This window comes from Burkholderia stagnalis (genome assembly GCF_902830275.1).
Classification (GTDB): Bacteria; Pseudomonadota; Gammaproteobacteria; order Burkholderiales; family Burkholderiaceae; genus Burkholderia; species Burkholderia stagnalis.
In genome coordinates this window covers 23561-50413 of the sequence record NZ_CADESW010000006.1, presented here as the reverse complement: position 1 = coordinate 50413, position 26853 = coordinate 23561, and the positions used below count along the sequence as shown (strand labels likewise).

Below are 26853 nucleotides of genomic sequence, written 5' to 3'. Positions count from 1 at the left end.
GTCGTCGCCGTCGCTTGCGTGCCACGCGCGCTTATTGCACCGACACCGCCGCGAAATTCTGCCGTCCGAACGGACTCACGCGATAGCCGCTCACGTTCGCGCGCGTGAGCGCCGCCGCGGTCGGATAGCCGAGCGGGATCCACAGCGCCTGGTCGTGGATCAGCTTCTGCGCGGCTTCGTACAGCTTGGTGCGTTTCGCCTGGTCGGCGGTTTCCTTGCCGTCGGCGATCAGCTTGTCGAGCTGCGGGTCGCAGTAGCGCGCGAAGTTGATGCCGGACTTCACCGCGTTGCAGCTGAACTGCGGCGTCAGATAGTTGTCCGGGTCGCCGTTGTCGCCGGCCCAGCCCATGAACAGCAGGTCATGCTGGCCGAGCTTCGCCTGCTTGATCAGCTCGCCCCATTCGATCACCTTGACCTCGGCCTTCACGCCGATCTTCGCAAGGTCGGCCTGCAGCAGTTCCGCGCCGGCCTTCGGGTTCGGGTTCAGCACGCTGCCGGTCGGCCGCACCCAGATCGTCGTCGAGAAGCCGTTCGGGAAGCCTGCCGCGGCGAGCAGCTGCTTCGCCTTCGCCGGATCGTACGCATACGGCGCGACGTCCTTCGCGTAGCTCCACGTGTTCGGCGGATACGGGTTGTTCGCGGGCGTCGCGGTGTTGTCGAACACGACCTTCAGGTAGCTCGCGCGATCGAACGCGAGGTTCAGCGCCTGGCGCACCTTGTCGTTGTCGAGCGGCTTCTTCTGCGTGTTCAGCGCGACGAACGCCGTCATGAACGCGGGCGTCTGCACGATCTTCAGCGCGCTTTCGCTCTTCGCGGCGAGCACGTCCTGCGGCTTCGGCGACAGCGCGATCTGGCATTCGCCGGCCTTCACCTTCTGCAGGCGCACCGACGGGTCGGGCGTGATCGCGTAGATCAGCCGGTCGACCTTCGGCTTCGCGCCCCAGTAGGTCGGGTTCGCGTCGTAGCGGATCAGCGCGTCCTTCGTGTAGCTCTTCAGCACGAACGGGCCGGTGCCGACCGGCTTCGCGTTCAGGTCCGCCTGCTTGCCGGCCTTGAGCAGCTGGTCCGCGTATTCGGCCGAGTAGATCGACGCGAATCCCATCGTCAGGATCGGCACGAAGGTCGCGTTCGGCTCGTTCAGCACGAACTTCACGGTGCTGTCGTCGACCTTCGACACCGACTTCACGAGCTTGGTGAGGCCCATCGACTGCGCATGCGGGAAGCCGCTCGCGCCCGCGACCTTGTGCCACGGGTTGCTGTCGTCGAGCATCCGGCTGAACGTGAACACGACGTCGTCCGCGTCGAGCGGGCGGGTCGGCTTGAAAGTGTCGGTGGTCTGGAACGCGACGTTCGGGCGCAGGTGGAACGTGTAGGTGAGGCCGTCGGCGCTCGCTTCCCATTTGTCCGCGAGCGCGGGCGCGACCTTCTTCGCGGCTTCGTCGTACGACACCAGCGTGTTGAAGATCACGTCGGCCGATGCATTGGTGGTGACGAGCGAGTTGTACTGCACGACGTCGAAGCCGTCCGGGCTCGATTCCGTGCAGACGGTGAGCGGCTTGGCGGCGACGAGGACGGGAGCCGCGGCCAGGGCGACCGCGGCGAACAGCTTGACGTGCATAGGTTCTCCCACGTGGCGTGTGTTTTTTGCTGGATGACGGAATGCGCATGCGCCGCCCGAAGGCGGCGCGGCCGGCGGATAGCATACCGTCAAAGCGCGCGCCGCGTGGAAAAAGGCGCCGGAACGCGGCGAGTTGAGCGAAAAACGGCTGCGATGACGGCGGAATAGCCGTTTGTGCGCCAAATGGCGGGGACGGGGAGGGCAGCGGGTTTGCGGCCGCTGCGATCGAGCACGGTCCGGCCGGGGCCGGACCGTTTGCTCAGTGCGCGCTCGCCTTGGGCTTGCGCGGCGCCTTTTCGAACAGGCGGTCGTAGAGCCAGCGCGGCATCACGTGCAGCACCTTCGCGACGACGCCCATCTGCCACGGAATCACCCGGAACGGGCGCTGCTGCGCGATCGTTTCGGCCGCGCGCGCGGCGAAGCGGTCGGCGTCCATCAGGAACGGCATCCGGTACGGATTGTGCGCGGTCATCGGCGTGCGGATGTAGCCGGGCGCGATCGTCACGACGCCGACGCCCGCGGGGCGCAGCTCGACGCGCAGCGATTCGAGATACTTGATCGCGGCCGACTTCGACGCGCTGTACGCGCCGGAGCCGGGCAGGCCGCGCACGCCGGCGACGCTCGCGACGCCGACCAGCGTGCCGTGCCGCGCGTTCGTCATCGGGCCGACGAACGGCTCGAACGTCGCGACCATGCCGAAATAGTTGATGTCCATCACGTTGCGGAACGTGTCGAGGTCGCCCTGGCCCGTCACCGCGCCCTGGCTGATGCCCGCGTTCGCGATGACGACGTCCGGGCAGCCGTGCGCGGCGATGAACGCCGCGGCGGCGGCCGCGAGCGAGTCGGCATCGCGCACGTCGGCCGAATAGACGGTGATGGACAGCGACGGGAAGCGTCGCGCGAACGCATCGAGCAGGTCGGTGCGCCGCGCGACGAGCGCGAGCGTCGCGCCCTGGCGGGCGTATTCCTCGGCCAGCGCGAGGCCGAGGCCGCTCGACGCGCCGGTGATGAAGACCTTCAGCGGAGTAGTCATGCCGGCGCCGTGGCGGGGATCAGAGCTTCTTGTCCTGAACCTGCTTCACGAGATAGTCGAGCACCTGCGCGGTGCCTTCGAGGCTGTTCGTGTAGGCCGGGCCCGTCTTGTACTTGCCCTGCACGACGATCGTCGGCACGCCGTCGATGTTGTAGCTCTTCAGCAGCTCGGCCGATTGCTTCACCTGGCCCTGCACGCTGAACGAGTTGTACGCGTCCATGAACTTCTTCTTGTCGACGCCCTGCGTCGCGAGGAAGTCGGCCTGCGCCTGCGGCGTCAGCAGGTAGTTCTTCTGCTTGTGGATCGCGTTGAAGATCGCCGGCGTGACCTTCTCGGAGATGCCGAGCGCGGACACCGTGTAGAACAGCTTCGAGTGCGGGACGAAATCGTCGCGGAACGCGACCGGGATGCGCTTGAATTCGATCTTGTCGCCCTGTTTCTTCACCCAGGCCTCGACCGTCGGCTCGAACTCGTAGCAGTGCGGGCAGCCGTACCAGAAGAACTCGATCACCTCGACCTTGCCGGCCGGCGCGGACACCGGCTGCGGCGACTTCATGACCTCGTAATCCTTGCCCGCGACCGGCGCACCCGGCGCGGCCTGCGCGAAACCGGCCACGAGGCCGAGGGACAGGAGAAGCGTGCTTAGCAGTTTTTTCATGTTGTGAACGTCGAATCAGTTGCTCGGGTAGCGAAACGAAACGGGGCGGCGTTACGCCGCCCGGCCGGTCTTACTGCTTGGTGAAGCGAATCACCGCCGTATCGACTCCTGCATCGGACAGGCGCTGGCGTGCCGAGTTCATATCCTCGAATTTCGAGAACGGGCCGACGCGCACGCGGAAATACGTGACGCCGCTGACGTCGCGCTTCGACACCTTCGACTCGAAACCCTGGAAGCCGAGGCGCGCGCGCTGCTGCTCGGCGTCCGTTTCCGTCTTGTAGGCGCCGACCTGCAGGAAGTAGCCGGTATTCGCGTCGTTCGCGGCCGGCGGCTTCGCGGCGGAGCCGTTGTTCGCGGCGGCGGCCGACGACGTGGGCTTCGGCGTGTTCGCGGCCATCTGCTGCTGCGCCTTCTGGGCCTGCTGCGCCTGCTTCTGCGCGGCGAAGCGGCCGAGGTCGTCGTCGTTCGAATTCGAGTTCGAATTCGCGTTCGACTGCGGTTTCTCGACCGGCTGCGGCTTCTTCGGCGGCGGGGTCACGTCGGCCGGCTTCGGTGCGACGGCGACGCCGTTGTTCGATGCGCCATTCGACGCGCCATTCGACGCGCCGTTCGACGCATTCGAGCTCGCCGACCCGTTCGATGCAGTCGACCCGTTGGCCGACGGCGGCACCTCGACGATCTGCGGTTCGGGCAGCAGGCCGCCCTGGGTCTGGTTCGCGGCCTGGCCGGGCGCGGTGTTCGGCGGCGCCGGCTGCGCGGCCTGCGGCACCGGCTGGCCGGGCGTCTTGCCCTGCAGCGCGCGGTTCGGGTCGAACTGCTGCGGCTGGCTCGCGCCGGTGTCGGCAGGCGGCGGCGCGACCTTCGACACGAACGGCGACGGCGAACGCGTGATGTAGAGCGCCACCACCACGGCGATCGCGAGGCCGACGATCAGGCCCAGCACGATTCCAAGAAATGTCCCTCCGGCTTGTTTCGATTGTTTCGAAGTGCGGCGTGGTTGTGCCATTGCTTGAGTCACCTGCAAAAAGAATCGTGAAAAGGCCGCGGCAGGCGCGCCTGCGGCGGGCGCGGCCGCGGCCTGTTTGCCCCGCTCGGGCGGGGCTTACATCTTGGCGGGAGCCGACACGCCGAGCATCGCCAGGCCGTTCTCGAGCACCTGCCGGGTCGCGGCGAGCAGCGCGATGCGCGCGGTGCGCGGCGCCTCGTCGTCGACCAGCACGCGCTCCGCATTGTAGAACGAGTGGAATTCACCAGCGAGGTCGCGCAGGTAGAACGCGACCGCGTGCGGCGCCAGCTCGTTGGCCGCGTGCGTGAGCATGTCCGGATACTCGGCGAGCTTCTGCATCAGCGCGGCGGCCTGCTTGCTCGACAGCTGCGACAGGTCGGCGCCCGGCAGTTGCGCGGCGTCGCCGTTGTAGCGCGACTTCCATTCGTTGAGCACCGAGCAGATCCGCGCATGCGCGTACTGCACGTAGTAGACCGGGTTCTCGTCGTTCTGCTTCAGCGCGAGGTCGATGTCGAACACGAATTCGGTGTCGGCCTTGCGCGAGATCAGGAAGAAGCGCACCGCATCGCGGCCGCGCGTGATGGTCGCCTCGTCGAGCAGGTCGGGCGCCTGCTCCTGGCCCGGCGCCGCGCCGCCCGACCATTCGATCAGGTCGCGCACCGTCACGTAGCTGCCCGCGCGCTTCGAGATCTTCACTTCCTGGCCGTCGCGCATCACGGTGACCATCTTGTGCAGCACGTAGTCGGGATAGCCCTTCGGGATGCCGATGTGCAGCCCCTGCAGGCCGGCGCGCACGCGCGCGATCGTGCCGTGGTGGTCGGAGCCCTGGATGTTGATCACCTTCGTGAAGCCGCGCTCCCACTTCGTCACGTGGTACGCGACGTCCGGCACGAAATACGTGTAGGTGCCGTCCGACTTGCGCATCACGCGATCCTTGTCGTCGCCCTCGTCGGTCGTGCGCAGCCACAGCGCGCCTTCCTGCTCGTAGGTCATGCCGGCCTTGATCAGCGCGTCGACCGTTTTCTCGACCCGGCCTTCGCTGTACAGCGACGATTCGAGGTAGTACTGGTCGAACTTCACGCCGAACGCCTGCAGGTCCATGTCCTGCTCGTGGCGCAGGTACGCGACCGCGAACTTGCGGATCGCCTCGAGATCCTCGATGTCGCCCGCGCCCTTGACCGGCTCGCCGTCCTTCGCGGCCACCGTCTCGCCGTTCAGGTAGTCGCGCGCGATGTCGGCGATGTACTCGCCGTTGTACGCGGCTTCCGGCCAGCCCGCGTCGCCCGGCTTCAGGCCGCGCGCGCGCGCCTGCGTCGAGATCGCGAGGTTGCCGATCTGCACGCCGGCGTCGTTGTAGTAGAACTCGCGGTGCACCGCGTAGCCCTGGCTCGCGATCACGTTCGCGAGCGCGTCGCCGAGTGCGGCCTGGCGGCCGTGGCCGACGTGCAGCGGGCCGGTCGGGTTCGCCGACACGAACTCGAGCAGCACGCGCTTGCCCGTCTCGCGCCCGGACGTGCCGAACCGGCCGCCTTCGGCGAGCACCGCGGCGATCACGGCCTGCTTGGCGGCCGCCGTCAGGCGCAGGTTGATGAAGCCCGGGCCGGCGATCTCGGCGGCCTCGACGAGGCCCTGCGCGCCCGGCTGGGCGGTGAGCGCCGCGACGATCTGCTCGGCGAGCTGGCGCGGGTTCGCGCCGAGCGGCTTCGCGAGCTGCATCGCGACGTTGCACGCGACGTCGCCGTGCGCCGCGACCTTCGGGCGCTCGAGCGTGATCGCGGGCGCGACGGACGCGGCGTCGTCGCCTTTCAGGGCGTGTGCGACCTGCTTGACGCTATCCGCGAGCAGGGCTTCGAGGGTCTGTTTTTGAGCTGGCAGCATGCTGGTAGAAGGCTTCGTTGGTGGCGGCCGGGAACCGCGGCGCGCCGGCGCGCTTTTCGAGCGCGCGTTTCAGGGATCGCGGAATTTTAACAGGTGCTAATATGCCGCTCAGGCGGTCCGTGTCCGCGAGGCCGGGCGCCGGCCGGCCGGCGTTCCCCGATCTCGCGCGGCGGGCAGAACAAGATATAAGGGAATTGTCATGATTACGTTCAAGAGCAAGGCGGCACAGGATCTCGACGTGCTGAAGGATTTCGCCGTATATGTGCTGGGTCTCGTCGGCAAGCAGCTGGGCGAGCGCGGCGTGATTACGCACGACGAGCTGGATCACGCGATCGCGAAGCTGGAAGACGCCGTCTCGCAGGCGAAGCAGGAGCGCGCCGAGCATGCGGGCCATTTCCACGAGGACGAGGACGACCACGCGCATCACGAAGTGCCGCCGAGCCTCGCGCAGCGCGTCGCGCCGTTCCTGTCGATGCTGCGCGAAGCGAAGGCCGGCCAGGCCGACGTGCACTGGGGTTTCTGACCTCCGCCTGCCACCGGCACGACAAAAAGCCCGCTCTCGAGCGGGCTTTTTGCTGGCCATTCGTCGGGTGAAAGGGCGGCGTGCGCCGCCCGCCGACGCGGATCAGAGCTGCGGCGCGAGCGCGCGGCGCGCGTCGTCGAGCGGCAGCGCCATGCGCTTCGCGTAGTCCTCGAGCTGGTCCTGCCCGATTTTCCCGACCGAGAAGTAGGTGCTGTCCGGGTGCGCGAGGTAGAAGCCCGACACGCTCGCCGCCGGCAGCATCGCCAGCGACTCGGTGACGCTCATGCCGATCTCGTCCGCATGAAGCGCTTCGAACATATCGCGCTTCACGAGGTGATCGGGGCACGCCGGATAGCCGGGCGCCGGCCGGATGCCGGCGTACTTTTCCGCGATCAGCGCGTCGTTGTCGAGCGCCTCGCCGCTCGCATAGCCCCACAGCTCGCGGCGCACGCGCGCGTGCATCGCCTCGGCGAACGCTTCCGCGAAGCGGTCGGCGAGCGCCTTCAGCATGATCGCGCTGTAGTCGTCGTGGTCGGCTTCGAACTGCTTTTCCTTCACGTCGACGCCGAGGCCGGCCGTCACCGCGAACATGCCGATGTAGTCGGCGACGCCCGATTCCTTCGGCGCGATGAAATCGGCGAGCGAGCGGTTCGGGCGCATCACGCCGTCGACCACCGGCCGCACGCTCTGCTGGCGCAGGTTGCGCCACGTGAGCAGCACCTCGCTGCGCGATTCGTCGGTGTAGATCTCGATGTCGTCGTCGTTGACCGTGTTCGCCGGCAGCAGCGAGATCACGCCGCTCGCGGTCAGCCAGCGGCCCTGGATCAGGCGCGCGAGCATCGATTTCGCGTCGGAGAACACGCGACGCGCCGATTCGCCGACGATCTCGTCGTTCAGGATCGCCGGGTACGGGCCCGCGAGGTCCCAGGTCTGGAAGAACGGGCCCCAGTCGATGTAGTTCGCGAGCTCGTTCAGGTCGTAGTTCTTGAACACGCGGCGGCCGATGAACTTCGGCTTGACCGGCTGGTAGCTCGCCCAGTCGACCCTGGTCTTGTTCGCGCGCGCCTCGGCGAGCGTGACCATCGGCTGCGCCTTCCGGTTCGCGTGCTGGTCGCGAATGCGCTCGTAGTCGGATTTCAGCTCGTCGAGGTACTTCGCCGCGCCTTCGTCGGACAGCAGGCTCGACGCGACCGACACCGAGCGCGACGCGTCCGGCACGTAGACCACCGGGCCTTCGTAGTTCGGCGCGATCTTCACGGCCGTGTGCACGCGCGACGTGGTCGCGCCGCCGATCAGCAGCGGGATCTTCTTCACGCGGAAGTAGTCGTCGCGCTGCATTTCCGACGCGACGTACGCCATTTCCTCGAGGCTCGGCGTGATGAGGCCCGACAGCCCGATGATGTCCGCGCCCTCGACCTTCGCCTTCGCGAGGATCTCGTTGCACGGGACCATCACGCCCATGTTGACCACTTCGAAGTTGTTGCACTGGAGCACGACCGACACGATGTTCTTGCCGATGTCGTGCACGTCGCCCTTCACGGTCGCGATCACGATCTTGCCCTTCGCGCGCACGTCGCCGCCCGCTTCCGCGAGCCGGCGCTTCTCTTCCTCGATGAACGGGATCAGGTGCGCGACGGCCTGCTTCATCACGCGCGCGGATTTCACGACCTGCGGCAGGAACATCTTGCCCTGGCCGAACAGGTCGCCGACGATGTTCATGCCGTCCATCAGCGGGCCTTCGATCACGTTGATCGGGCGGCCGCCCGCCGCGTCGATCTTCGCGCGCACTTCTTCGGTATCCTCGACGATGAAGGTCGTGATGCCGTGCACGAGCGCATGCGAGAGCCGTTTCTCGACCGGCTGGTTGCGCCACTCGAGGTTCTCTTCCTTCTTCGCGCCGCCGGCCTTGAACTTGTCGGCGATCTCGAGCAGGCGGTCGGTGGAATCCGCGCGGCGGTTCAGGATCACGTCCTCGACGCGCTCGCGCAGCTCCGCGTCGAGATCGGCATACACGCCGAGCTGGCCCGCGTTGACGATGCCCATGTCCATCCCCGCCTGGATCGCGTGGTACAGGAACACGGTGTGGATCGCCTCGCGCACGGGGTCGTTGCCGCGGAACGAGAACGACACGTTCGACACGCCGCCGCTCACCTTCGCGTACGGCAGGTGCTGCTTGATCCAGCGGGTCGCCTCGATGAAGTCGACCGCGTAGTTGTTGTGCTCCTCGATGCCCGTCGCGACCGCGAAGATGTTCGGGTCGAAGATGATGTCTTCCGGCGGGAAGCCGACTTCGTTCACGAGGAAGTCGTACGAGCGCTTGCAGATCTCGGTCTTGCGCGCGAACGTGTCGGCCTGGCCCTGCTCGTCGAACGCCATCACGACGGCCGCCGCGCCGTAGCGGCGGATCAGGTTCGCGTGATGGCGGAACGCGTCCTCGCCTTCCTTCAGCGAGATCGAGTTGACGATCGCCTTGCCCTGCACGCACTTGAGGCCCGCCTCGATCACGTCCCACTTCGACGAGTCGATCATGATCGGCACGCGCGCGATGTCCGGCTCCGACGCGATCAGGTTCAGGAAGCGCACCATCGCCGCCTTCGAATCGAGCATCGCCTCGTCCATGTTGATGTCGATCACCTGCGCGCCGTTCTCGACCTGCTGGCGCGCGACGGCGAGCGCCTCGTCGAACTGGCCGTTGAGGATCATGCGCGCGAACGCCTTCGAGCCGGTGACGTTGGTGCGTTCGCCGACGTTGATGAAGAGCGTTCCGGGCGTGACGTTGAACGGCTCGAGGCCGGCAAGGCGCATCATGTGATCGGTCATGGCGGTGCGGTGCTTAGCAGGTTGCGGGGTGCGTGCGGATGCGGGGCGGATTTACGCGGCGTCGCTGTACTGGCTCGGCCAGCGGCGCGGCTTCACTTCGGCGAGCGCCTTCGCGATCTCGGCGATGTGCTCGGGCGTCGTGCCGCAGCAGCCGCCCGCGAGGTTCACGAGCCCGGCCTGCGCGAATTCCTTCAGCAGGCCCGACGTGACGTCGGGTGTCTCGTCGAAGCCGGTGTCGCTCATCGGGTTCGGCAGGCCCGCGTTCGGGTAGCACGACACGTAGGTGTCGCACAGCTTCGCGAGCTCGGCGATGTACGGGCGCATCAGCGCCGCGCCGAGCGCGCAGTTCAGGCCGAACGTGAGCGGCTTCGCATGGCGCAGCGAATTCCAGAACGCCTCGACCGTCTGGCCGGACAGGATGCGGCCCGACGCGTCGGTGACGGTGCCCGAGATCATGATCGGCAGACGTTCGCCGGTGTCCTCGAACAGCTGGTCGAGCGCGAACAGCGCGGCCTTCGCGTTCAGCGTGTCGAAGATCGTCTCGACGAGGAACAGGTCGACGCCGCCGTCGAGCAGCGCCTTCGCCTGTTGGTAGTACGCATCGCGCAGCTCGTCGAACGTGACGTTGCGCGCGCCCGGATCGTTGACGTCCGGCGAGATGCTCGCCGTCTTCGGCGTCGGCCCGATCGCGCCCGCGACGAAGCGCGGCTTGTCCGGCGTTGCGTATTGCGCGGCCGATTCGCGCGCGAGCCGCGCCGATTCGATGTTCATCTCGACGACGAGGTGCTCCATCCCGTAGTCGGCCTGCGCGACGGTCGTCGCGCCGAACGTGTTGGTTTCGACGATGTCCGCGCCGGCCGCGAAGTACTGGTCGTGGATTTCCCGGATGATCTGCGGCTGCGTGATCGACAGCAGCTCGTTGTTGCCCTTCACGTCGCGCGCGAAATCCTTGAAGCGCTCGCCGCGATACGCGGCCTCGTCGAGCTTGTAGCGCTGGATCATCGTGCCCATCGCGCCGTCGAGGATCAGGATGCGCTGCTTGAGCAGCGCCGGCAGCTGGGCGCCGCGCGTGTACGAAGCGGTGAGAACGGATGGGGTCGCAGACATGGCGGGTGACCGGCGAATCGGGAAAAGCGCCATTGTAGCCGGTGCGGCCGCGCATCGCCCGGCACGGCGCGGCGCGCCCGCGCGCCCAATGAAAACCCCCGCGCGGCGGGCCGGGCGGGGGCAGGATCGGAGTGCTCGGGGCGGCGCTGGTGAACCGCGTGCCGCGTGCGGTGAGCCCGGCGTGCGGCGCCGGGCAGGTGCCGTCAGTGCAGGACGACCGGTTGCGTCATCAGGCTGTCGAACTGTCCGAGGAATTCGTCGACCTCGTCGAGCGACGGTTCATCCTCGATCAGCTGCTTCACATGCTCGCGAAACCGGGCGGCGAGCTCGCCGTCGATGAAGATCTCGCGCTGCGCGTTCTTGTCGACGATTTCGTAACCACCCGAATTCATTGCGTGGTGGCCGGCCTGCGGCGGGAACTCGACGACGCAGTAGTTGGGGCTGTTGTAGATCATTTGCATGGCGGCACTCCTCTTCGCAGTGGCATCTGGCCTTGTTGTCCCCATACGTGGGGCAGGCTGCGCCGGTTTCAAGGGGCTTGCGCTGCACACCCCGTTCCCATTGCCCGGGATGTCTCGGTTAGAAGCCGATACCTCAGAAACGTTTCCTATTGTGGGGCGGTGCACCGAAATAGTTGTTAAAGAGTGTCATGTCTATTTTACGGCGCGTGACCGCGACTCTTTAGGCATAGGGACTTTGGCCATAGGGGCATCGGTCGAAATTGCCGATTCGCGGGGCGGCGCGTCAGGGCGTCGCGGGCGATGCGGGCGATGCGGGCGCGGGCGATGCAGCCGGTTCGGCCGGTGCCGGCGCAGCGGGCGGTGCGTTGCCCGCATCGTGCGCCGTCGACGCGGGCAGGTCGGGCGCGGCGAGCTGCCCGTGCCACAGCAGCTCGATCTGCGAGCCGTTCGGTTCGGTCTGCACGAGCCGCGCGGGCAGCCAGCCGAGCGACGGCGCGAGCCACATGTCGATGCGCCGCGTGTCGCCTTCGCGGCGCGGCAGGCGCATGAAGTGCCGCGTCGCGACGAAGCCCGTGGCGGTCCGCACCTGTTCGTCGCCGATCACCGTGATCGGCCAGGTCTCGCCGCTGTTGTTGTCGACGACGAAGAACTGCTGCGTGACGCCCGGCTTGTACGCGTCCGGATTGCCGCGCAGGAGGCCCGCGAGCTGCATCAGCATGCTGAAGCGGTCCTGCGTGCCGTCGGGCAGCGGCACGTTGTTCGGCGTGCGCGTAAACACCACCTGCCGGATGTCGCGGTTGAAGATCGCGATGTCCTCGGGGCGCGTGCCGCGCTGTTCGACGTAGCGGCCGGGCGCGATGCCGAACGCGTCGATGCGCCCCTGGCTCCGGTAGCGGAACGGGCCGACGAACGGCACGGGCATCGATACCGACAATTCATACGTTTGACCGTCGGTACGCCAGTGGATCGTGCCGGTCGAGTTCTGCACGCCGTTGAAGAAGCTGTCGTACTGGAGGTCGCCCGACGGCGGCGCGGCGAATTTCACGCCGCTCGACGCGGGGCCCGGCGTCATCGCGCCACTTGCGCCGCCAGCCGCCGCTGCCGCTGCCGACGCGCCGGTTGCACCGGACGCCGCAGGCGCGGCCGCGGCCGGCGGCTCGCCCTGCGCGGCGCTCTGCGTCGACGTCAGCACCGGTTCCTGCTGCGCCGGGCGGGGCGAGGTGGCGGGTTTCGCGGGGGATGGCGCAACTGGCTTCGCAGCCGGTTTCTCGACGGGCCTCGGCTCGGGCTGCCGCTCGATCGGCTGCGGCTTCAGCAATTCGATCTGCACCGGCACCGCGTCGGCCGCGGGCGGCGTGAACGGCTCGCGGTGGCGCGTGAACCACAGCGCGGCCAGCGCGTGCAGCACCAGCACGACGACGAGCGCAACGCACGCGCGCAGCCAGTGGCGGGGCGGGGCATGGCGGGGACGGGCGTCGGCGTGCGGCATCGGCGGGCGGCGAAGAAGTCGGGGCGGTCGTGGGTCGTCCGGCGCGCAACGTGCGTGCCGGGTTTCGGGTCTCGTCAGGATTCCGACCGTCGGAGGCGCCGCGCGTTCGCACGGCGTGCGCGCGTCACGCGTCGCGCGCGTCCGGACTATAGCCGAGTTCGTACGACAATTTCTGCGCGCAGGCGCGCAGCGCGGTGTCGATCTCGCCGCCCCACGCGATGTCGAACGCGCCTTCGTGGCCGAGCGCGATGATCGCGAGCGCAAGCTCGCCCACGGCATCGAACACCGGCATGCAGAACGCGTGGATCGTCGGCAGCAGCATCCCTTCGACGCGCGCGGCCTCGTGCGCGCGCACGTCGGCGAGCACCGCGTCGACCTCGGCGCGCGAGCGCGGCCCGCCGTGATGCGGCGAACGGCGCGTGTCGGCGAGCTCGCGTTCGATCATCGCGGCCGTCTTGCCGGGCGGCAGGTACGCGGCGAACAGCAGGCCCGTCGCGGAGCCGAGCAGCGGCATCACGTCGCCGAGCTTCAGCGACGCCTTCGCCGGATGGCTCGATTCCATCCAGTGCACGATCGTCGGCCCCTGATTGCCCCACACCGCGATGCCGACGGTCTGGTCGAGCCGGTCGCGCAGCTCGGTCAGCGCGATCCGCGCGAGCTTCACGCCGTCGACCCGCGCGAGGCGCGCGAGGCCCATCTGCAGCGCGAAGCCGCCGAGCTCGTAGCGGCCCGACACCGGATCCTGAGACACCACGCCGAGCCGCGAGAAGCTGACCAGGTAGCGGTGCGCCTTCGCGGGGCTCATGCCCGCGCGCTGCGCGAGATCGCGCAGCATCATCGCGCGCGGCTCGCTCGTCAGCACGTCGAGCAGGCGGAAACCGACCTCGATCGACTGGATGCCGGAACGGACCTTCTCGCCGTTCTCGCCGGCGGCGTCGTCGGCGGTGTCGGGTTCGGCGAGATCGTCGTCTGGGAGCTGGCTGGCGGGCATGGGGCAACGGCGCGCGGCGCGCGATGAGGAGGCAACGGTCGATTCGGCAACGGCGCGCGCAAGGCCGGCGCGCCGCACGGATTCACCATCGTAAAATAGATTCCTTCCATCGTCACTACACCGGCAGATTCCCCTTATGAAACTTGCTTCGCTGAAGGACGGCACGCGCGACGGCCAGCTGATCGTCGTGTCGCGCGACCTGCATACCGCGGCGATCGCCGACGCGATCGCGCCGACGCTGCAGCGCGCGATCGACGACTGGGCGTTCTACGCGCCGCAGCTGCGCGACCTGTACGACGCGGTGAACCACGGCCGCGCGCGCCATGCGTTCCCGTTCGATCCGGCCAACTGCATGGCGCCGCTGCCGCGCGCGTTCCAGTGGGCGGACGGCTCCGCGTACGTGAACCACGTCGAGCTCGTGCGCCGCGCGCGCGGCGCCGAGATGCCGCCGGAGTTCTGGACCGATCCGCTGATGTACCAGGGCGGCAGCGACGATTTCCTCGGGCCGCGCGACGACGTGGTCTGCCGTTCCGAGGAATGGGGCATCGATTTCGAGGCGGAAGTCGCGGTGATCACCGGCGACGTGCCGATGGGCGTGCCGCCCGATGACGCGCTGAAGGCCGTGCGGCTCGTCACGCTCGCGAACGACGTGTCGCTGCGCAACCTGATCCCGGCCGAGCTCGCGAAGGGCTTCGGCTTCTTCCAGAGCAAGCCGGCGACCGCGTTCGCGCCCGTCGCGGTGACGCCGGACGAACTCGGCGAGCACTGGCGCGACGGCCGCGTGCACCGGCCGATGATCGTTCATTGGAACGGCAGGAAGGTCGGCCAGCCCGACGCGGGCACCGACATGGTGTTCCACTTCGGCCAACTGATCGCGCACGCGGCGAAGACGCGCAACCTGCGCGCGGGCTCGATCGTCGGCTCGGGCACCGTGTCGAACAAGGATCCGAAGCGCGGCTACTGCTGCATCGCCGAGAAGCGCTGCCTCGAGACGATCGAGCACGGCAAGCCGCAGACCGAATTCATGCGCTACGGCGACACCGTGAAGATCGAGATGCTCGACGACGCCGGCAAGTCGGTGTTCGGCGCGATCGAGCAGTCGGTCGCACCGCCCGACGGCGCCGCCTGACGCGACGGGGCGTGCGTGGGCGCGGGCGCAACCCGGTTGCGTCCCGCGCGCCGGGTTTCGCCCGATGTTTGCCCGCACGGGCTTCGCTACACTCGATTCATGGTCTTCCGCAAGGAGCTGCGCATGTCGGATCTTGCCGCGTATGGCGGTTACGAAGCACTGAAGGTGCGGCGCCAGCCGCACGGCATCCTCGAAATCGTGATGAGCGGCGAGGGCGCGAACAAGAGCGGCCTCGCGACCGCGAACGAACGCATGCATCGCGAGCTGGCCGACATCTGGCGCGACGTCGAGCGCGATCCCGACACGCGCGTCGCGGTGATCCGCGGCGAGGGCAAGGGCTTCTCGGCGGGCGGCGACCTCGCGCTCGTCGAGCAGATGGCGAACGACTTCGACGTGCGCGCGCGGGTGTGGCGCGAAGCGCGCGACCTCGTCTACAACGTGATCAACTGCAGCAAGCCGATCGTGTCCGCGATGCACGGCCCGGCGGTGGGCGCGGGGCTCGTCGCCGGGCTGCTCGCCGACATCTCGATCGCGTCGAAGAGCGCGCGCATCATCGACGGCCATACGCGGCTCGGCGTCGCGGCCGGCGACCACGCGGCGATCGTGTGGCCGCTGCTGTGCGGGATGGCGAAGGCCAAGTACTACCTGCTGCTGTGCGAGCCGGTGAGCGGCGAGGAGGCCGAGCGGATCGGCCTCGTGTCGCTCGCGGTCGACGACGCGGACCTGCTGCCGAAGGCGTACGAGGTCGCGGAGCGGCTCGCGCACGGCTCGCAGACGGCGATCCGCTGGACCAAGTACGCGCTCAACAACTGGCTGCGCTCGGCCGGGCCGACTTTCGACGCGTCGCTCGCGCTCGAATTCATGGGCTTCTCGGGGCCCGACGTGCAGGAGGGGATCCGCTCGCTGCGCGAACGGCGCCCGCCCGCATTCCCCGGCGACGCGCCGTTCTGACGCGCGCTATGATCGATCCAGGCGGCCGCGCGAGGCGGCCGCCGCGCTCCCCCCAGTCAACCAGGACGCCCGCATGACGACCGATAACACCGGCTCCAATCCTTTCTCCGGCTTTGCCGGCTTCCAGCCCGCCGACATGCTCGACCGGATGTGGGAAATGGTCCGCCTGTCGCCGTTCGGCGGCATGGCCGCATTCCCCGGCGCGACGCCCGGGCTGCCGCCGTCGCTCGCGAGCATGTCCGACATGATGGCGCCGCTCACGAACGTCGAGGAGCTCGACAAGCGCATCACCGACCTGCGCGCGGTCGAGCAATGGCTGAAGCTGAACCTCGGGATGCTGCAGTCCGCGATCCAGGCGCTCGAGGTGCAGCGCGCGACGCTCGCGACGCTGCGCGCGTTCGGCGCGTTCGCGCAAAGCTCGATGTCGGCCGCCGAGGAGGCTGCGGTCGCGGCGGCGAAGGCGGCCGCCGCGTCGCCCGACGATGCGCCGGCAGCCGGGGCGCAAGCCGCGGCGGCGGCGCCGTCCGACGGCGACGCCGCCGCGCAGAACCCGGCATTCGATCCGGCCGGCTGGTGGAACCTGCTGCAGGCGCAGTTCAGCCAGCTCGCGAATCTCGCGATGGCACCGCAGCCGGGCGAGCCGCCGGCCGCGGCGGCGCCCGATGCGGCCGAGCCGCCGCCTGCGCCGCGCAAGCCCGCCGCGAAGCGCGCGAAGCCCGCCGGCTCGGCGGCGGCGCGCGCGGCGGCCACGTCGACGCCGGCGAGCCGTCCGCCGAAGCGCTCGGCATAGCGGCGCGGCGGCCCGTGTAGCAGGTCGAACGATGCGGCTCGCGCTCGTACTGATGGGAGGCGGCGCGCGCGCCGCGTATCAGGTCGGCGTATTGAAGGCGCTGGCCGAGATCGCGCTCGACGCCGATCCGCAGCGGCGCACGCTGCCGTTCGCGGTCGTGTGCGGCTCGTCGGCCGGCGCGATCAACGCGACGTCGGTCGCGAGCCACGCGGACGATTTCCCGCACGGCGTGCGGCGCCTGCTCGAGTTCTGGGAGCACCTGCGCGCCGACTACGTGTACCGCACCGACTGGCTCGGCATCGCCGCCGCGGGCGCGCGCTGGCTCGCGGCGATGAGTTTCGGCTGGGCGGCCCGCCGCTCGCCGCGCGGCCTGCTCGACAATGCGCCGCTCGCGCACCTGCTGCAGCGCGAGCTGAGCTTCCACCGGATCGAACAGATGCTCGAAGCGCGCACGCTGCACGCGCTCGCGATCACGGCGCTCAGCTATTCGAGCGGCCGCCACCTGACCTTCTACCAGGCCGCCGAACCGATCCAGGCGTGGCGGCGCGCGCAGCGCACCGCGCGGCTCGTCGACCTGTCGGCATCGCACCTGCTCGCGTCGTCGGCGATTCCGTTCGTGTTTCCGGCCGTGCCGCTCGTGCTCGACGGCCAGATCGAGTACTTCGGCGACGGCTCGATCCGCCAGATCGCGCCGCTGTCGCCGGCGATCCACTTCGGCGCGGACCGGATCGTGGTGGTCGGCGCGGCCGACCCGCGGCCGGAGATTCCGGTGAACGGCGGCGGCTTCGTGCGCGGCTACCCGTCGCTCGCGCAGATCGGCCAGCAGGTGCTCGCGAGCGTGTTCCTCGACTCGATCGGCTCGGACATCGAGCGCATCGAGCACATCAACCGGATGATCACGCACCTGCCGCACCAGGTCGAAGTGGACAGCGGCTGGCGGCACGTCGACGTGCTCGCGATCGCACCGTCCGAGCGCATCGAGCTGATCGCCGCGAAGCACCTGAAGCAGCTGCCGCTCAGCGTGCGCGGGCTGCTCGGCGCGGTCGGCGGCAGCCAGCCCGCCGGCGCGTCGTTCGCGAGCTACCTGCTGTTCGAGGAGGCGTTCGCGCGCGAGCTGATCGAGCTCGGCTATCGCGACGGCTGCGCGCAGCGCGACACGCTGGCCGGCTGGATCGCGCGCGCGGACGGCGCGGGCGCGCCGTCGCCCGACGGGCAGGCGGCCGGGGAAATGCGGGTCTGATGTGTTTCGCAGCGTTTTTTTGCGCCGCATTTGCGCCGCAAAGGCGCGACGGATTGCCGCATGTCGGCTGACGGGAATCGACCGGAATCGCGTCGCGGAAGCGTCATGCACGCGTGATATCATGGCCGCCGCCGAATAAACCATATCGAGCAGCCTGCCGCTCGGGCGCCCCGCAAGGGCGCCGCGGACAGGCTCGCCAGCGAAGCCGGCCAGCGCCGGCCCCCACTCAGGCAAGCGCGGCCGGTTCCGTTCGAGCGGAGCGCGGCACGCAGCTTGGCCCACGTGCGGCTGACGCGGCCGCGCGGCTGCCGGTGCGCAACATGCGTCCGGGGGCCGGTTTCGCGCGTAAAATTAGAGTCTTGGTTGCGAAAAGCGCATCGCCATGCGCATTTGCTGCACCGGTCATGTTTAGGGAAGTCGCATTGCGCAGAACAGGGGTGGGACCATCATGAACACCATGCTTTATCCGGAACTTTACAGGTCGCTCGAAGCCGTCCGCTGGGACATGGAGAAGGACATCCCGTGGGACAAGTTCGACGCCTCGCTGCTCACCGACGAGCAGGCGAAGACGATCAAGATGAACGCGATCACGGAATGGTCGGCGCTGCCCGCGACCGAAATGTTCCTGCGCGACAACCAGCACGACAGCGACTTTTCCGCGTTCATGAGCGTGTGGTTCTTCGAGGAGCAGAAGCACTCGCTCGTGCTGATGGAATACCTGCGCCGCTTCAAGCCGGAAATGGTGCCGACCGAGGAAGAGCTGCACGCGGTGCGCTTCCAGTTCGACCCGGCGCCGCCGCTCGAGACGCTGATGCTGCACTTCTGCGGCGAGATCCGCCTGAACCACTGGTACCGCTGCGCGGCCGACTGGCACACCGAGCCGGTCATCAAGCACATCTACGAAACGATCTCGCGCGACGAAGCCCGCCACGGCGGCGCGTACCTGCGCTACATGAAGAAGGCGCTGTCGAACTGCGGCGACGTCGCGCGCGCGGCGTTCGCGAAGATCGGCGTGCTGATGGCGTCGGCGCGCCGCACCGAGAAGCCGCTGCACCCGACCAACCTGCACGTGAACCAGGCGCTGTTCCCGCGCGACACCGTGCAGTCGCGCCTGCCCGATCCGGAGTGGCTCGAGCGCTGGCTCGACGAGCAGATCCGCTTCGACGGCGAGTGGGAAAAGAAGGTCGTCGAGCGTATCCTGCACAACCTGTCGATCCTGTTCGAGCGCACGTTCGCCACCGCGCAGGAGCTCAACCGGTATCGCAAGGAAGTCACCGGCCGCCTGCAGGCCGAGAACGGTTCGTCGGCCGCCCAGCCGGCCTGACGCCGCCGCGCCTGCCGGCCCGGCTGGCGGCGCCTGCGACACGAAGCCCGCCCGGCCCGTCCGGCGGGCTTTTTCTTGGGCGTGCGCGCCGCGCACGCCGTTCACTACCGCCCGTCACCATCATGCCCGCCACTTTCGAACGCAAGCTGATCACCCGCGACGCCCTCGTCGCGCTGCGCGCATCGCTGCCGTCGCCCGTCGTGTTCACGAACGGGGTGTTCGACATCCTGCATCGCGGCCATGTCACCTATCTCGCCGACGCGAAGGCGCTCGGCGCGTGCCTGATCGTCGGCGTCAACAGCGACGCGTCGGTGCGCATGCTCGGCAAGGGCGACGATCGGCCGATCAACCGCGAGGAAGACCGGATGGCGCTGCTCGCGGCGCTCGAAAGCGTCGACTGGGTCGTGAAGTTCGAGGAACAGACGCCCGTTTCGCTGATCGAGGCCGTCCGTCCGGACATCCTCGTGAAGGGCGGCGACTACGACATGGACGTGCTGCCGGAATCCGCGCTGGTGCGCGGCTGGGGCGGCCGCGCGCTCGCGATCCCGTTCGAGCATGATCGCTCGACCACCGCGCTGTTGAAGAAGGTGCGCGCGCAGCAGCCGTAAGCAGGCCGCGCCGGGCCGGCGTTACGGCGCCGATGCCGATGCCGATGTCGATGCCGCGAGCGGTTCTGCGGCCACGGCCGGCGGCGCGATCGGGCCGCCGACGACGGCCTGGTCGGACGCTTGCGCGAGCGGCGTGACGCGCAGCGCGTCGGGCCGCACCTGCCGCAGCAGCATCTCCGGCTCGCGCGGGCCGGCCGCGGGCAGCGGCCCGAACACTCCGCGCATCACCACGAGCGCGAGCATGTTGGCGAGAAAGAGAACAGCGATCAGCCAGCGCAGCATCGTCGACACTCCTTTCGTCATTCCATTGGGCTGGCCATCCGGGGGCCGTCATTCGGCACATTCGGCAGGCCATTCAGCGGGTTCGGCCGGTCGGCGCGCGGCACGCGCGCAGGGCCGGCATCAACCGTTCGCGGCGGATTCCGCGGCAATCAGCGCGAGGCCGGACAGAATCAGCGTGTCGTGCCGCGTATGCGGCACCGTCAGCGCGCGCGCGACCTCGTCCGCCGCGCCGCCCGCCAGCACGAGCCGCACCGGCGCCTGCCACGCGTCGTTCAGGTCGCGCCACGCGCGCTCGATCAGGCCCGCCTGCGCATACAGGCAGCCGGCCGACAGCGAACGCGGCGTGTCGACCTGGAACGGCGCCGCCTGCGCGCCGGCCAGCAGGCCGCTCGCGATGTCGGTCGTCAGCGTCGGCAGCTGCGCCGTGTGCGTGCCGAGCGCGCGCATCATCAGCGCCCAGCCCGGCGCGATCAGCCCGCCCGTGAAGCGGCCGTCCGCGCGCAGCGCCTCGAGCGTCGTCGCGGTGCCGAACGTCGCGATCAGCAGATGTTCGCCCGGAAATGCCGCGTGCGCGCCGATCATCCCGGCCCAGCGGTCGCTGCCGAGCTGGTCGGGCGTCGTATAGCCGTTCGTCACGCCGCACTGCGCGGCGCACGCGCGGATCGTCGTGCGCGGCAGGCCCGGCCAGCGCGCGTCGAGCAGCGCGTCGAGCCGCGCGGCCACGTCCGCGCCGGCGACGTTCGAGATCCACGCGCCGCGCGGGCGCGGCAGGCGCGACCAGTCCGGATTGCCGCCGCCGTCGCGCGCATGGCTGAACGCGCCGGTCTCGGCCAGCGCGCGCCGGGCGTCGGCGAGCGCCCACTTGATCCGGCTGTTGCCGGCGTCGATCAGCAGGACCGGTTCGCTCATTGCGCCTCGCGCAGCGACACGTCGCCGGCCGCGATCGCCTGCACGCCGGCCGGCGTGTCGAGCAGCAGCTGGCCGGCCGCGTCGATGCCGGTCGCGATGCCGCGCGCGCGCTCGACGCCTTGCTCGAGCAGCACCACTTCGCGGCCCGCGTACGCGTGCCGCGCATGCCAGCGCGGCAGGAACGGCGCGAGCCCGTCGGTCGCGAACTGCGCGAGCGCGGGCGTGAGCGCGTTCAGCGCCGCGGCGAGCGCATCGGTGAGGTTCGCGGACGACCACGCGGACGACAGCGCGGCCGGCGGCAGCGCGCCCGCGAGCGACGCTTCGCGCGCGCGCTGCGCATCGACCTGCGCGGCGACGGTTTCCGCGCCGCGCACGTTGACGCCGAAGCCGATCACGACGGCGGTCGCATCGGCCGTCGTCCACACCGTTTCGATCAGGATCCCGGCGAGCTTGCCGACGATGCGCTGCGTGCCGGCGTCGGTGGCGGTGAGCAGCAGGTCGTTCGGCCATTTGAGCGCGACGCCGCTGCGGCCGTCGAGCGGCAGCGCGGCGAGCCCTTCGGCGAGCGCGACGCCGATCGCGATGCTCAGCCCGCCGAGCGCGTCGACCGGGCGCGGCACGATGCAGCCGACCGAGCAGAGCAGCGCGTTGCCGGGCTGCGCGAACCACGGGCGGCCCTGCCGTCCGCGGCCGGCCGTCTGCTCGAACGCGACGCGCACGAGCGGCGCGGGCAGTGCATTCGCGGCGCGCGGCAGCGCCTTCAGGCGCGCGGCGAGGTCGGCGTTGGTCGAGCCGGTCGCGGCGACGATGTCGAGCGGCCACGCGCGCGGCGTGGCGTCCAGATGCGCCTCGAGGCGGCCGCGCGCGATGTGCGCGTCGCCGGAATCGGGCGTGTCGGAGGAGGTGGGGGCGTTCATGGCGCCTATTGTAGCGACAGGGGGCTAGATCGCGCCGGGAAGTATGGCGGCAGCGGAGACGCGGCGTGTGTGGGGCTGAGACATGGATTTCTCGTTCTGGTCGTGCAGACGCTTGGTCTGGTCAAGCACGAACATGAGTGCCAACACCTTGCCAAGTTGGATGGCGATTGCGTTGGCTCATCCATTGCGCAAACAAACTTCAACGAATCCTATTGGCGAGGATTTCGAATTTGTCAGATTGATTCCCCTTTCTCGTTCGCGCAAATTTTGTGCGTAGCAATCCTCAGCCATTTGTCGAGAAGGGAGATCCGGATGAGCAACGAGCAGAAGACCCCGACCCATCTTTTCGCCACTATCGGAGCACTCACGCAGCGCGGCGGTCGCGTGACCAAGGCCAGCAGCAAGTTGACGGTCGTCGGGCTTGCCGTTGCCCGCGTCGGCGATATCGTGACCTACGAGGACGGCAGCGAGGCCGTCATTACGGACGGCGCAGGCAGGTATGCGATTGGCGGTGACAAGCCGTTTGCACTCGTGGGTAGTCGCTTGAGCAACGGCGACCATATTGTCGAAACGCCCCAGCGGTCGTGGGGAATTCATGTGCCAGCCGGGACAACCGCCGACGGACTGTTCGACCCCACCTATGTGCCGCCGCCCGCGCCGCTGCGCTATCGGCTGGCGGTGCGAGGCGCGACGACAGCACGAGGTGGCGTGTTGCGCGAAACAACCGGCACGTGGGATACAGGTATTCGGCTCGGCAAGGCCGGCATCGTAGGCGATCTGATCCACTATGCGGATGGCTCGACTGCACGAATCATCAGCGGGCTCGGGCTGTCGGATAACCGCAACTTCGAACCACTGGCTTTCGTCGGTAGCGAACTGGATAACGGCGACACCATTACGGACAGTCCCGAGCGTGAAGGTCTCATCTCCGCCGACACATTCACGGTAGTGAAACGTTCGGCAGCGCCATGCTGAGGCGAGGCCACATGATCCGTTATTTTCTTGCCAGAGGCGACCGAGGTGGCAGCGCCACGATTACAGAAGGATTGGAACACGTCACTTGTTCTAATCCGCCGCCGCCCGTGCAAATTGCAACGCTCTACATGAGAACCTACTGCACGGCCTGCAAACAGGACGGGTTCATCGCGCCGAAGGGGCCACGCCTGCCCGGTACAGGCCCAAATGACAAGCCGTGGGCGTTGAGTGGCGATATCAATGTCTGTGGATGCAATCCGCCACCCATTTTCCATGCCGAGCGCGGCATGAAAATGATCGTCACGTCGCAGGAAGCCGCGACGCTGGCGGGAGGAAGCAGCGCCTCGGCCGCAAACATCAGGGGGGCCGAGGTCGCGATGGTAGTGCAGACGGATGTTTCCGCTACGTATGACGAACAGGTGCGCGCCAGCATACGCACCACGCTACCGCAGAATTATCCATATCTGATCGAACTGAGCGACGGACGGACTTTCGCAGGACATGTCAACAGTAATGGCCAGTTGCCGCGGATCCATTCCGAGATCGCCGACAGTTATATGATCTATTGGGGCGAAGACGCTCTTGTACACAAGGACTGGACGTGATGCCAAACAGCCCGACAACGGTAAGAACGAACACCACGCCCGATTCCATCAAGGTTGTGCAATTGCGGGCGGTAACATTCGCGGAGCTATGGGACGCCTACCCGTCGGGCAATCCCTATGACAATCCGGCTTATACCAATCAATGCGCCATTCGCATGAGCGTCGCCTTTCATCGCGTCGGCATTGAAATGAAGTCTTTTTCGTCGAAACTGGTCAAACCCCTTGGTGGTCAGTCGAGCATCGGGCGAATCCTGCTGAACGGAAAGGCAACCGCCACGCGCGCCAACGAACTTGGGGAGTGGCTGAGGTTGCAGCCGTTTGCTGGCTTGGGGAGGGCGGAAAACGTCACTGGAGACGATTGGAGGGATAGGGTCGAGGGGCGAACCGGGATTATCATGTTCGATGGCTACTGGACTCGCGAAGGGGAAACAGAGGGGAATGCCAGCGGCGGGCACATTGATTTATGGAACGGCGAAAAGCTCACGGGATTCGGTACTGGACTCCGAATCCGGTGGAATGTCGTGATTCCTGGATTGTGGTCTGATTTTCGTAAGTCGAAAGCAATCATATTCTTCCCGATAAAATGAAATTACTGAGAACCGCCATCGGCGCAATTGCCGGCTCGGTCATAGTGACGCTTGCTTGTTGGGGGGGCTTATATCTGTTTGGAGTTTTGATTCTTCACGGGAAGGGAAGCCTGTTCGATACGAGCCCGCAAGTTGCGAACCTGTTTTTTGCCGGTTGGTTTGTGTCCGTGGTTGTGGGCTCGGTGATCGGCGGCTGGCGTGGGTATGTATGGGAACGAAGCCGGGTGAGAAAAAAGCGGAAAGCATGACAATTCATGCCACCTTTGCGGCTGCCTTGTATCAGATCGAAAAGTTCGGTGAGGCGGAGAGGCTTGCCACGATTTTCACAGCGCTTGGACTTGTCGGTTTGGCAAGGGCCGCGCATCAGGCGCGGCCATTTTTTCCACGACTCAGCTAGCGCGGTCACGCAAGCGCTTGCAGTTCCGCGTCCTGCATTTACCACTGCCGCGTCACGGTCTTCGTTTGCGGAACCCGCCGTCGTGACGTGACGGCGGCCGTCGTCATCTTGATCTTCCCGACCGGCGAGACTACGTTCGATATATCCGCTTTCGCGGCGTATGTGGCGAGTGCCGACCGGTTCTCGTCACTGCCCGTCGAGGGAAATGGTGATGAGCAAGCTTCATTCGTGTTCGAGCCTGTCCAGCCTGTTCGAGCGCTTCCACCGCAAGACGAACCGGATCTCCGACGCCGTCGGGCCGCCGATGTCGCGTGCCTGTCACCGGCTGTCAGAGTCGCTCGTGTCGGCACGGTCGGCCGTGCGCTCGGGTACGTCGCATACGCACCAGCATTGACGCGGCGGCGGACTGCTTTCAAGGAGATGGCGATGCAACTCCACATGCATTCGCACCATTACGTGCGCCGCGTTCCGGTATGGCGTGCCGCCGTGATCGGCGGCTGCGTGGCCGGCGCGGTTTTCCTCGTCACTCAGGTCGTTGCGGCGGCAATCATCGTACGGGACGCGTGGGCGCCGTTGCGCATGATCGCGGCCATCTACTTCGGCGACGACGCGCTCGTGCCGTCGACCACGGTCGAAGTGGGAACCCTGCTGGCGGCGCTCGGCGTGCACTTCGCGTTGTCGATCGTATTCGCGCTGATCCTGGCTGTGATCATCGCGTGTTTCAGCCTGGATTCGAGCGTTGGGATGGCCAGCGCGGCAGGGGCCATATTCGGCGTGCTGCTGTACGTCGTCAATTACTACGGCATGACGCAATTGTTCCCGTGGTTCGCCGACGCGCGAGGCTGGGTGAGCGCGCTCGATCACGTCGTCTTCGGGCTGATCGTGTCCGACGCGTACATGCGTCTGGAACGGCCCGCGCGTAGCAGCGCCGCCTGACGGGATGTCACGGCGGCGCTTGGCTGGCTCAATGCTTTTCCATCCGCTCCAGCGCCTTGATGTCTTCCTCGGACGTCATTTCACACGCAAGCAGCGTCTTGCCCTTGAGCGCCGGGCCCTGGCGGGCCGAGACGAGGATCAGCGCGCCGCCCGGGCCGCGGACCGTCAGCCGGCGCGAATAGCCGACGGACGACGCGCCCAGCAGGTGGCCCTTCTCGGGGGCGAGCTGGTAGCGCTGCGCGAGCCGGTCGGCCACTTCGCCTTCCACGAGCACGCCGATCCCGGTGCTGGTGAACACGACGTTCTGCGTGGTGAAGCCGTCCCGGCGGATCGGCTCCGGCAGGCGGAAGACCGCGGCGCCCAGCATCGACTCGTCCGGCTTCGGATCGGTTGCCTTGACGGTGTCGTAGATCGTGCTCATGAGGTCCGACGTAAGCGGCGGCTTGCAGATCGCGGCGTTGAAGATGTCGGGATGGGCGGGCGGCGCGGCGAGCGCAACGAACGGGGCGGCGGCGACGGCGCCGAGGGCGGCGCGAAGCCCGGACAGGCGATGCGGCATGGATACGGTCCTCTCAGGTTTTATTGTGAGGCGGTATGTTAAGGCAACGCCGCGCGCCGCTCGACCGGCGCCGCTCGATCGGAGGGCGGCACCGTGGCCGGCACGCGCGCCCGCGCCCCGCGATCGATTCCGCTTCCGGACGATCGACGCGCGGGGCGTCCGGTCAAGCGCGTCAGGCCACCGACCTTGCCTCGGTTCGCGTTCGTGCGTGCACGAGAACCCTCAAGGCGCAATCACCGGATGCTTCAATGCATGCGCGGTCTCGATCCACTGCGCATGGAATTCGTCCGCATCGGGCTTGAGCCCGAGTTCGCCGTTGCGGTACGCCATCGCGAGCGTCTGCACCGCTTCCGGCAGCTCGTGCTCGGCCGCGCGCCGGTACAGCGCGAGCGCGCGCGACTCGTCGCGCGGCACGCCGCTGCCGTCGCGATACGCGTTCGCGAGCATGAAGTCGGCGGCCGGGATGTCCGCGCGCGACGCCTGCTCGAACCAGCGCGCCGCCTGCGCCGGATCGGCGGCCGTGCCGTAGCCGCTGCGGTAGATCAGGCCGAGGTAGTAGGCCGCCGCCGGATCGCCGTGCGCGGCCGCCTCGCCGAGCAGCGCGCGGGCGCGCGCATAGTCCTTCGGCTGGCCGCCGCTGCCGAGCAGCAGCGCCTTGCCGAGCGCGAATTGCGCGCGCCGCGCGGCCGCCGCGTCGCCGCCTTGCGCGGCGGTTTCGAGCCAGCCGCGCCCTTCGTCGCGCAGGCCCGGCTCGCGGGCCTCGGCGAGCGCGACGCCAAGCGCCGCCTGCGCGCCGCCCGACCCCGCGCGCGCGAGGTCGCGCAGCCGGGCGAGCGCATGCGGCTCGGCGGCCTGCGTGACCATCGCCTGCCATTCGTCGAGCTGCGCGGCGCTCGGCGCGGGGCCGGCGCCGCGCCAGCCGCCGGCCGCGAGGGCGGCGGCCACGAGCGCCGCCATCGCCGCGAGCAGCGCGGCCGGCGGCAGTTTCACGCGCAGCAGGCGCCGCGCGGCGCCGGCCACGCCGGCCTCGGTGGGCCGCATCGTGCGGATCGGTTGCATC

28 protein-coding genes are annotated in these 26853 nt (G+C 68.2%); 13 read left to right on the top strand and 15 right to left on the bottom strand.

The genetic code is table 11. The features are described 5' to 3' along the window. Positions 1–31: 31 nt before the first annotated feature. The 5 genes from HWY45_RS12850 to argS all read right to left on the bottom strand — a co-directional run bounded on the left by HWY45_RS12850 (position 32) and on the right by argS (position 6193). Positions 32–1618, bottom strand: a complete 1587-nt coding sequence (locus HWY45_RS12850; protein ID WP_059566442.1) for an ABC transporter substrate-binding protein — start codon at positions 1616–1618, stop codon at positions 32–34. 259 nt (positions 1619–1877) lie between these two features. After that, positions 1878–2651: an SDR family oxidoreductase gene (locus HWY45_RS12845; RefSeq protein WP_059883220.1), complete on the bottom strand. Its 774-nt coding sequence runs from the start codon at positions 2649–2651 to the stop codon at positions 1878–1880. Positions 2652–2670: 19 nt separating this feature from the next. Next, positions 2671–3309, bottom strand: a complete 639-nt coding sequence (locus HWY45_RS12840) for a thiol:disulfide interchange protein DsbA/DsbL (RefSeq protein ID WP_059566444.1) — start codon at positions 3307–3309, stop codon at positions 2671–2673. Between the two features lie 70 nt (positions 3310–3379). Then, positions 3380–4315, bottom strand: coding sequence for an SPOR domain-containing protein (locus tag HWY45_RS12835; RefSeq protein ID WP_059883222.1), 936 nt, complete (start codon positions 4313–4315; stop codon positions 3380–3382). 96 nt (positions 4316–4411) lie between these two features. Continuing rightward, on the bottom strand, positions 4412–6193 hold the full coding sequence (gene argS / locus HWY45_RS12830) for an arginine--tRNA ligase (RefSeq protein WP_059566446.1): 1782 nt from the start codon (positions 6191–6193) through the stop codon (positions 4412–4414). Between the two features lie 199 nt (positions 6194–6392). Here argS and HWY45_RS12825 point away from each other — a divergent pair, with 199 nt between their 5' ends. Continuing rightward, entirely contained in the window at positions 6393–6716 is a 324-nt protein-coding gene (locus HWY45_RS12825) for a DUF1840 domain-containing protein (protein WP_059803260.1), read from the top strand. Positions 6717–6818: 102 nt separating this feature from the next. Here the strand turns inward: HWY45_RS12825 and metH are convergent, their stop codons facing one another. The 5 genes from metH to HWY45_RS12800 form a co-directional block, all read right to left on the bottom strand. Then, the gene (gene metH / locus HWY45_RS12820) at positions 6819–9536 is read right to left on the bottom strand and encodes a methionine synthase (protein WP_060046124.1); all 2718 of its coding nucleotides are present in this window, start codon (positions 9534–9536) and stop codon (positions 6819–6821) included. 51 nt (positions 9537–9587) lie between these two features. Further along, positions 9588–10643 carry a homocysteine S-methyltransferase family protein gene (locus HWY45_RS12815; RefSeq protein ID WP_059803258.1) on the bottom strand — a complete coding sequence of 352 codons (1056 nt, stop codon included), beginning with the start codon at positions 10641–10643 and terminating at the stop codon, positions 9588–9590. A gap of 203 nt (positions 10644–10846) precedes the next feature. Then, positions 10847–11104, bottom strand: coding sequence for a BTH_I0359 family protein (locus tag HWY45_RS12810; RefSeq protein WP_059566449.1), 258 nt, complete (start codon positions 11102–11104; stop codon positions 10847–10849). Positions 11105–11387: 283 nt separating this feature from the next. Beyond that, positions 11388–12593, bottom strand: a complete 1206-nt coding sequence (locus HWY45_RS12805; protein ID WP_059883227.1) for a DUF3108 domain-containing protein — start codon at positions 12591–12593, stop codon at positions 11388–11390. A gap of 124 nt (positions 12594–12717) precedes the next feature. Beyond that, positions 12718–13584, bottom strand: coding sequence for an IclR family transcriptional regulator (locus HWY45_RS12800; protein ID WP_059883229.1), 867 nt, complete (start codon positions 13582–13584; stop codon positions 12718–12720). A 136-nt stretch (positions 13585–13720) separates the two neighbouring features. On the opposite strand from HWY45_RS12800, the gene HWY45_RS12795 reads away from it, so the two are divergent. The 6 genes from HWY45_RS12795 to rfaE2 all read left to right on the top strand — a co-directional run bounded on the left by HWY45_RS12795 (position 13721) and on the right by rfaE2 (position 19626). After that, positions 13721–14713 carry a fumarylacetoacetate hydrolase family protein gene (locus HWY45_RS12795; protein ID WP_059883231.1) on the top strand — a complete coding sequence of 331 codons (993 nt, stop codon included), beginning with the start codon at positions 13721–13723 and terminating at the stop codon, positions 14711–14713. A 123-nt stretch (positions 14714–14836) separates the two neighbouring features. Next, on the top strand, positions 14837–15664 hold the full coding sequence (locus HWY45_RS12790) for an enoyl-CoA hydratase/isomerase family protein (protein ID WP_059566584.1): 828 nt from the start codon (positions 14837–14839) through the stop codon (positions 15662–15664). Between the two features lie 73 nt (positions 15665–15737). Continuing rightward, positions 15738–16454, top strand: coding sequence for a PhaM family polyhydroxyalkanoate granule multifunctional regulatory protein (locus HWY45_RS12785; RefSeq protein WP_059883233.1), 717 nt, complete (start codon positions 15738–15740; stop codon positions 16452–16454). Between the two features lie 31 nt (positions 16455–16485). After that, on the top strand, positions 16486–17694 hold the full coding sequence (locus HWY45_RS12780) for a patatin-like phospholipase family protein (protein WP_059566454.1): 1209 nt from the start codon (positions 16486–16488) through the stop codon (positions 17692–17694). 448 nt (positions 17695–18142) lie between these two features. After that, positions 18143–19018, top strand: coding sequence for a ferritin (locus tag HWY45_RS12775; RefSeq protein WP_059566455.1), 876 nt, complete (start codon positions 18143–18145; stop codon positions 19016–19018). Positions 19019–19140: 122 nt separating this feature from the next. After that, a complete protein-coding gene (rfaE2, locus tag HWY45_RS12770) occupies positions 19141–19626 on the top strand; it encodes a D-glycero-beta-D-manno-heptose 1-phosphate adenylyltransferase (protein ID WP_059883234.1) in 486 nt (161 codons plus the stop codon). A 21-nt stretch (positions 19627–19647) separates the two neighbouring features. Here the strand turns inward: rfaE2 and HWY45_RS12765 are convergent, their stop codons facing one another. The 3 genes from HWY45_RS12765 to HWY45_RS12755 form a co-directional block, all read right to left on the bottom strand. Next, positions 19648–19908, bottom strand: coding sequence for a hypothetical protein (locus HWY45_RS12765; protein ID WP_059883263.1), 261 nt, complete (start codon positions 19906–19908; stop codon positions 19648–19650). A 120-nt stretch (positions 19909–20028) separates the two neighbouring features. Beyond that, the gene (locus tag HWY45_RS12760; protein WP_059883236.1) at positions 20029–20817 is read right to left on the bottom strand and encodes a type III pantothenate kinase; all 789 of its coding nucleotides are present in this window, start codon (positions 20815–20817) and stop codon (positions 20029–20031) included. Then, positions 20814–21734: a biotin--[acetyl-CoA-carboxylase] ligase gene (locus HWY45_RS12755; RefSeq protein ID WP_059883239.1), complete on the bottom strand. Its 921-nt coding sequence runs from the start codon at positions 21732–21734 to the stop codon at positions 20814–20816. Before HWY45_RS12755 ends, HWY45_RS12760 begins: the two co-directional genes overlap by 4 nt. A 69-nt stretch (positions 21735–21803) precedes the next feature. Between HWY45_RS12755 and HWY45_RS12750 the strand changes: the two genes are divergently transcribed. The 6 genes from HWY45_RS12750 (at position 21804) to HWY45_RS12725 (ending at position 25234) form a co-directional block, all read left to right on the top strand. After that, positions 21804–22709, top strand: coding sequence for a PAAR domain-containing protein (locus HWY45_RS12750; RefSeq protein ID WP_230942255.1), 906 nt, complete (start codon positions 21804–21806; stop codon positions 22707–22709). An 11-nt stretch (positions 22710–22720) separates the two neighbouring features. Then, positions 22721–23314, top strand: coding sequence for a PAAR domain-containing protein (locus HWY45_RS36820; protein WP_230942256.1), 594 nt, complete (start codon positions 22721–22723; stop codon positions 23312–23314). Continuing rightward, on the top strand, positions 23314–23901 hold the full coding sequence (locus HWY45_RS12740) for a type VI secretion system amidase effector protein Tae4 (protein WP_059883265.1): 588 nt from the start codon (positions 23314–23316) through the stop codon (positions 23899–23901). Before HWY45_RS36820 ends, HWY45_RS12740 begins: the two co-directional genes overlap by 1 nt. 208 nt (positions 23902–24109) lie before the next feature. After that, complete coding sequence (locus HWY45_RS12735) at positions 24110–24298, top strand: hypothetical protein (protein WP_124480946.1); 189 nt, start codon at positions 24110–24112, stop codon at positions 24296–24298. Positions 24299–24509: 211 nt separating this feature from the next. Continuing rightward, positions 24510–24692 carry a hypothetical protein gene (locus tag HWY45_RS12730; RefSeq protein ID WP_124516562.1) on the top strand — a complete coding sequence of 61 codons (183 nt, stop codon included), beginning with the start codon at positions 24510–24512 and terminating at the stop codon, positions 24690–24692. Positions 24693–24724: 32 nt separating this feature from the next. After that, positions 24725–25234 carry a hypothetical protein gene (locus HWY45_RS12725; protein ID WP_059566587.1) on the top strand — a complete coding sequence of 170 codons (510 nt, stop codon included), beginning with the start codon at positions 24725–24727 and terminating at the stop codon, positions 25232–25234. A 28-nt stretch (positions 25235–25262) separates the two neighbouring features. On the opposite strand, the gene HWY45_RS12720 is transcribed toward HWY45_RS12725, so the two are convergent. Both HWY45_RS12720 and HWY45_RS12715 read right to left on the bottom strand, forming a co-directional pair. Then, positions 25263–25793 (bottom strand): hypothetical protein, encoded by a 531-nt coding sequence (locus HWY45_RS12720; protein WP_059883242.1) that lies wholly within the window; start codon positions 25791–25793, stop codon positions 25263–25265. 222 nt (positions 25794–26015) lie between these two features. Further along, positions 26016–26852 (bottom strand): tetratricopeptide repeat protein, encoded by an 837-nt coding sequence (locus HWY45_RS12715; RefSeq protein ID WP_059883243.1) that lies wholly within the window; start codon positions 26850–26852, stop codon positions 26016–26018. Position 26853 lies beyond the last annotated feature (1 nt).

Bases quoted from the DNA above. Each gene is read 5' to 3' on its own strand.
- HWY45_RS12800 (WP_059883229.1), bottom strand. From the start codon at position 13,584: ATGCCCGCCAGCCAGCTCCCAGACGACGATCTCGCCGAACCCGACACC.
- HWY45_RS12725 (WP_059566587.1), top strand. From the start codon at position 24,725: ATGCAACTCCACATGCATTCGCACCATTACGTGCGCCGCGTTCCGGTA.
- HWY45_RS12845 (WP_059883220.1), bottom strand. From the start codon at position 2,651: ATGACTACTCCGCTGAAGGTCTTCATCACCGGCGCGTCGAGCGGCCTC.
- HWY45_RS12795 (WP_059883231.1), top strand. From the start codon at position 13,721: ATGAAACTTGCTTCGCTGAAGGACGGCACGCGCGACGGCCAGCTGATC.
- argS (WP_059566446.1), bottom strand. From the start codon at position 6,193: ATGCTGCCAGCTCAAAAACAGACCCTCGAAGCCCTGCTCGCGGATAGC.
- HWY45_RS12805 (WP_059883227.1), bottom strand. From the start codon at position 12,593: ATGCCGCACGCCGACGCCCGTCCCCGCCATGCCCCGCCCCGCCACTGG.
- HWY45_RS12815 (WP_059803258.1), bottom strand. From the start codon at position 10,643: ATGTCTGCGACCCCATCCGTTCTCACCGCTTCGTACACGCGCGGCGCC.
- HWY45_RS12740 (WP_059883265.1), top strand. From the start codon at position 23,314: ATGCCAAACAGCCCGACAACGGTAAGAACGAACACCACGCCCGATTCC.
- HWY45_RS12720 (WP_059883242.1), bottom strand. From the start codon at position 25,793: ATGCCGCATCGCCTGTCCGGGCTTCGCGCCGCCCTCGGCGCCGTCGCC.
- HWY45_RS12835 (WP_059883222.1), bottom strand. From the start codon at position 4,315: ATGGCACAACCACGCCGCACTTCGAAACAATCGAAACAAGCCGGAGGG.
- HWY45_RS12810 (WP_059566449.1), bottom strand. From the start codon at position 11,104: ATGCAAATGATCTACAACAGCCCCAACTACTGCGTCGTCGAGTTCCCG.
- HWY45_RS12715 (WP_059883243.1), bottom strand. From the start codon at position 26,852: ATGCAACCGATCCGCACGATGCGGCCCACCGAGGCCGGCGTGGCCGGC.
- HWY45_RS12780 (WP_059566454.1), top strand. From the start codon at position 16,486: ATGCGGCTCGCGCTCGTACTGATGGGAGGCGGCGCGCGCGCCGCGTAT.
- HWY45_RS12760 (WP_059883236.1), bottom strand. From the start codon at position 20,817: ATGAGCGAACCGGTCCTGCTGATCGACGCCGGCAACAGCCGGATCAAG.
- HWY45_RS12850 (WP_059566442.1), bottom strand. From the start codon at position 1,618: ATGCACGTCAAGCTGTTCGCCGCGGTCGCCCTGGCCGCGGCTCCCGTC.
- HWY45_RS12730 (WP_124516562.1), top strand. From the start codon at position 24,510: ATGAGCAAGCTTCATTCGTGTTCGAGCCTGTCCAGCCTGTTCGAGCGC.
- HWY45_RS12765 (WP_059883263.1), bottom strand. From the start codon at position 19,908: ATGCTGCGCTGGCTGATCGCTGTTCTCTTTCTCGCCAACATGCTCGCG.
- HWY45_RS12790 (WP_059566584.1), top strand. From the start codon at position 14,837: ATGTCGGATCTTGCCGCGTATGGCGGTTACGAAGCACTGAAGGTGCGG.
- HWY45_RS12825 (WP_059803260.1), top strand. From the start codon at position 6,393: ATGATTACGTTCAAGAGCAAGGCGGCACAGGATCTCGACGTGCTGAAG.
- HWY45_RS12735 (WP_124480946.1), top strand. From the start codon at position 24,110: ATGGGAACGAAGCCGGGTGAGAAAAAAGCGGAAAGCATGACAATTCAT.
- HWY45_RS36820 (WP_230942256.1), top strand. From the start codon at position 22,721: ATGATCCGTTATTTTCTTGCCAGAGGCGACCGAGGTGGCAGCGCCACG.
- rfaE2 (WP_059883234.1), top strand. From the start codon at position 19,141: ATGCCCGCCACTTTCGAACGCAAGCTGATCACCCGCGACGCCCTCGTC.
- metH (WP_060046124.1), bottom strand. From the start codon at position 9,536: ATGACCGATCACATGATGCGCCTTGCCGGCCTCGAGCCGTTCAACGTC.
- HWY45_RS12775 (WP_059566455.1), top strand. From the start codon at position 18,143: ATGAACACCATGCTTTATCCGGAACTTTACAGGTCGCTCGAAGCCGTC.
- HWY45_RS12840 (WP_059566444.1), bottom strand. From the start codon at position 3,309: ATGAAAAAACTGCTAAGCACGCTTCTCCTGTCCCTCGGCCTCGTGGCC.
- HWY45_RS12755 (WP_059883239.1), bottom strand. From the start codon at position 21,734: ATGAACGCCCCCACCTCCTCCGACACGCCCGATTCCGGCGACGCGCAC.
- HWY45_RS12785 (WP_059883233.1), top strand. From the start codon at position 15,738: ATGACGACCGATAACACCGGCTCCAATCCTTTCTCCGGCTTTGCCGGC.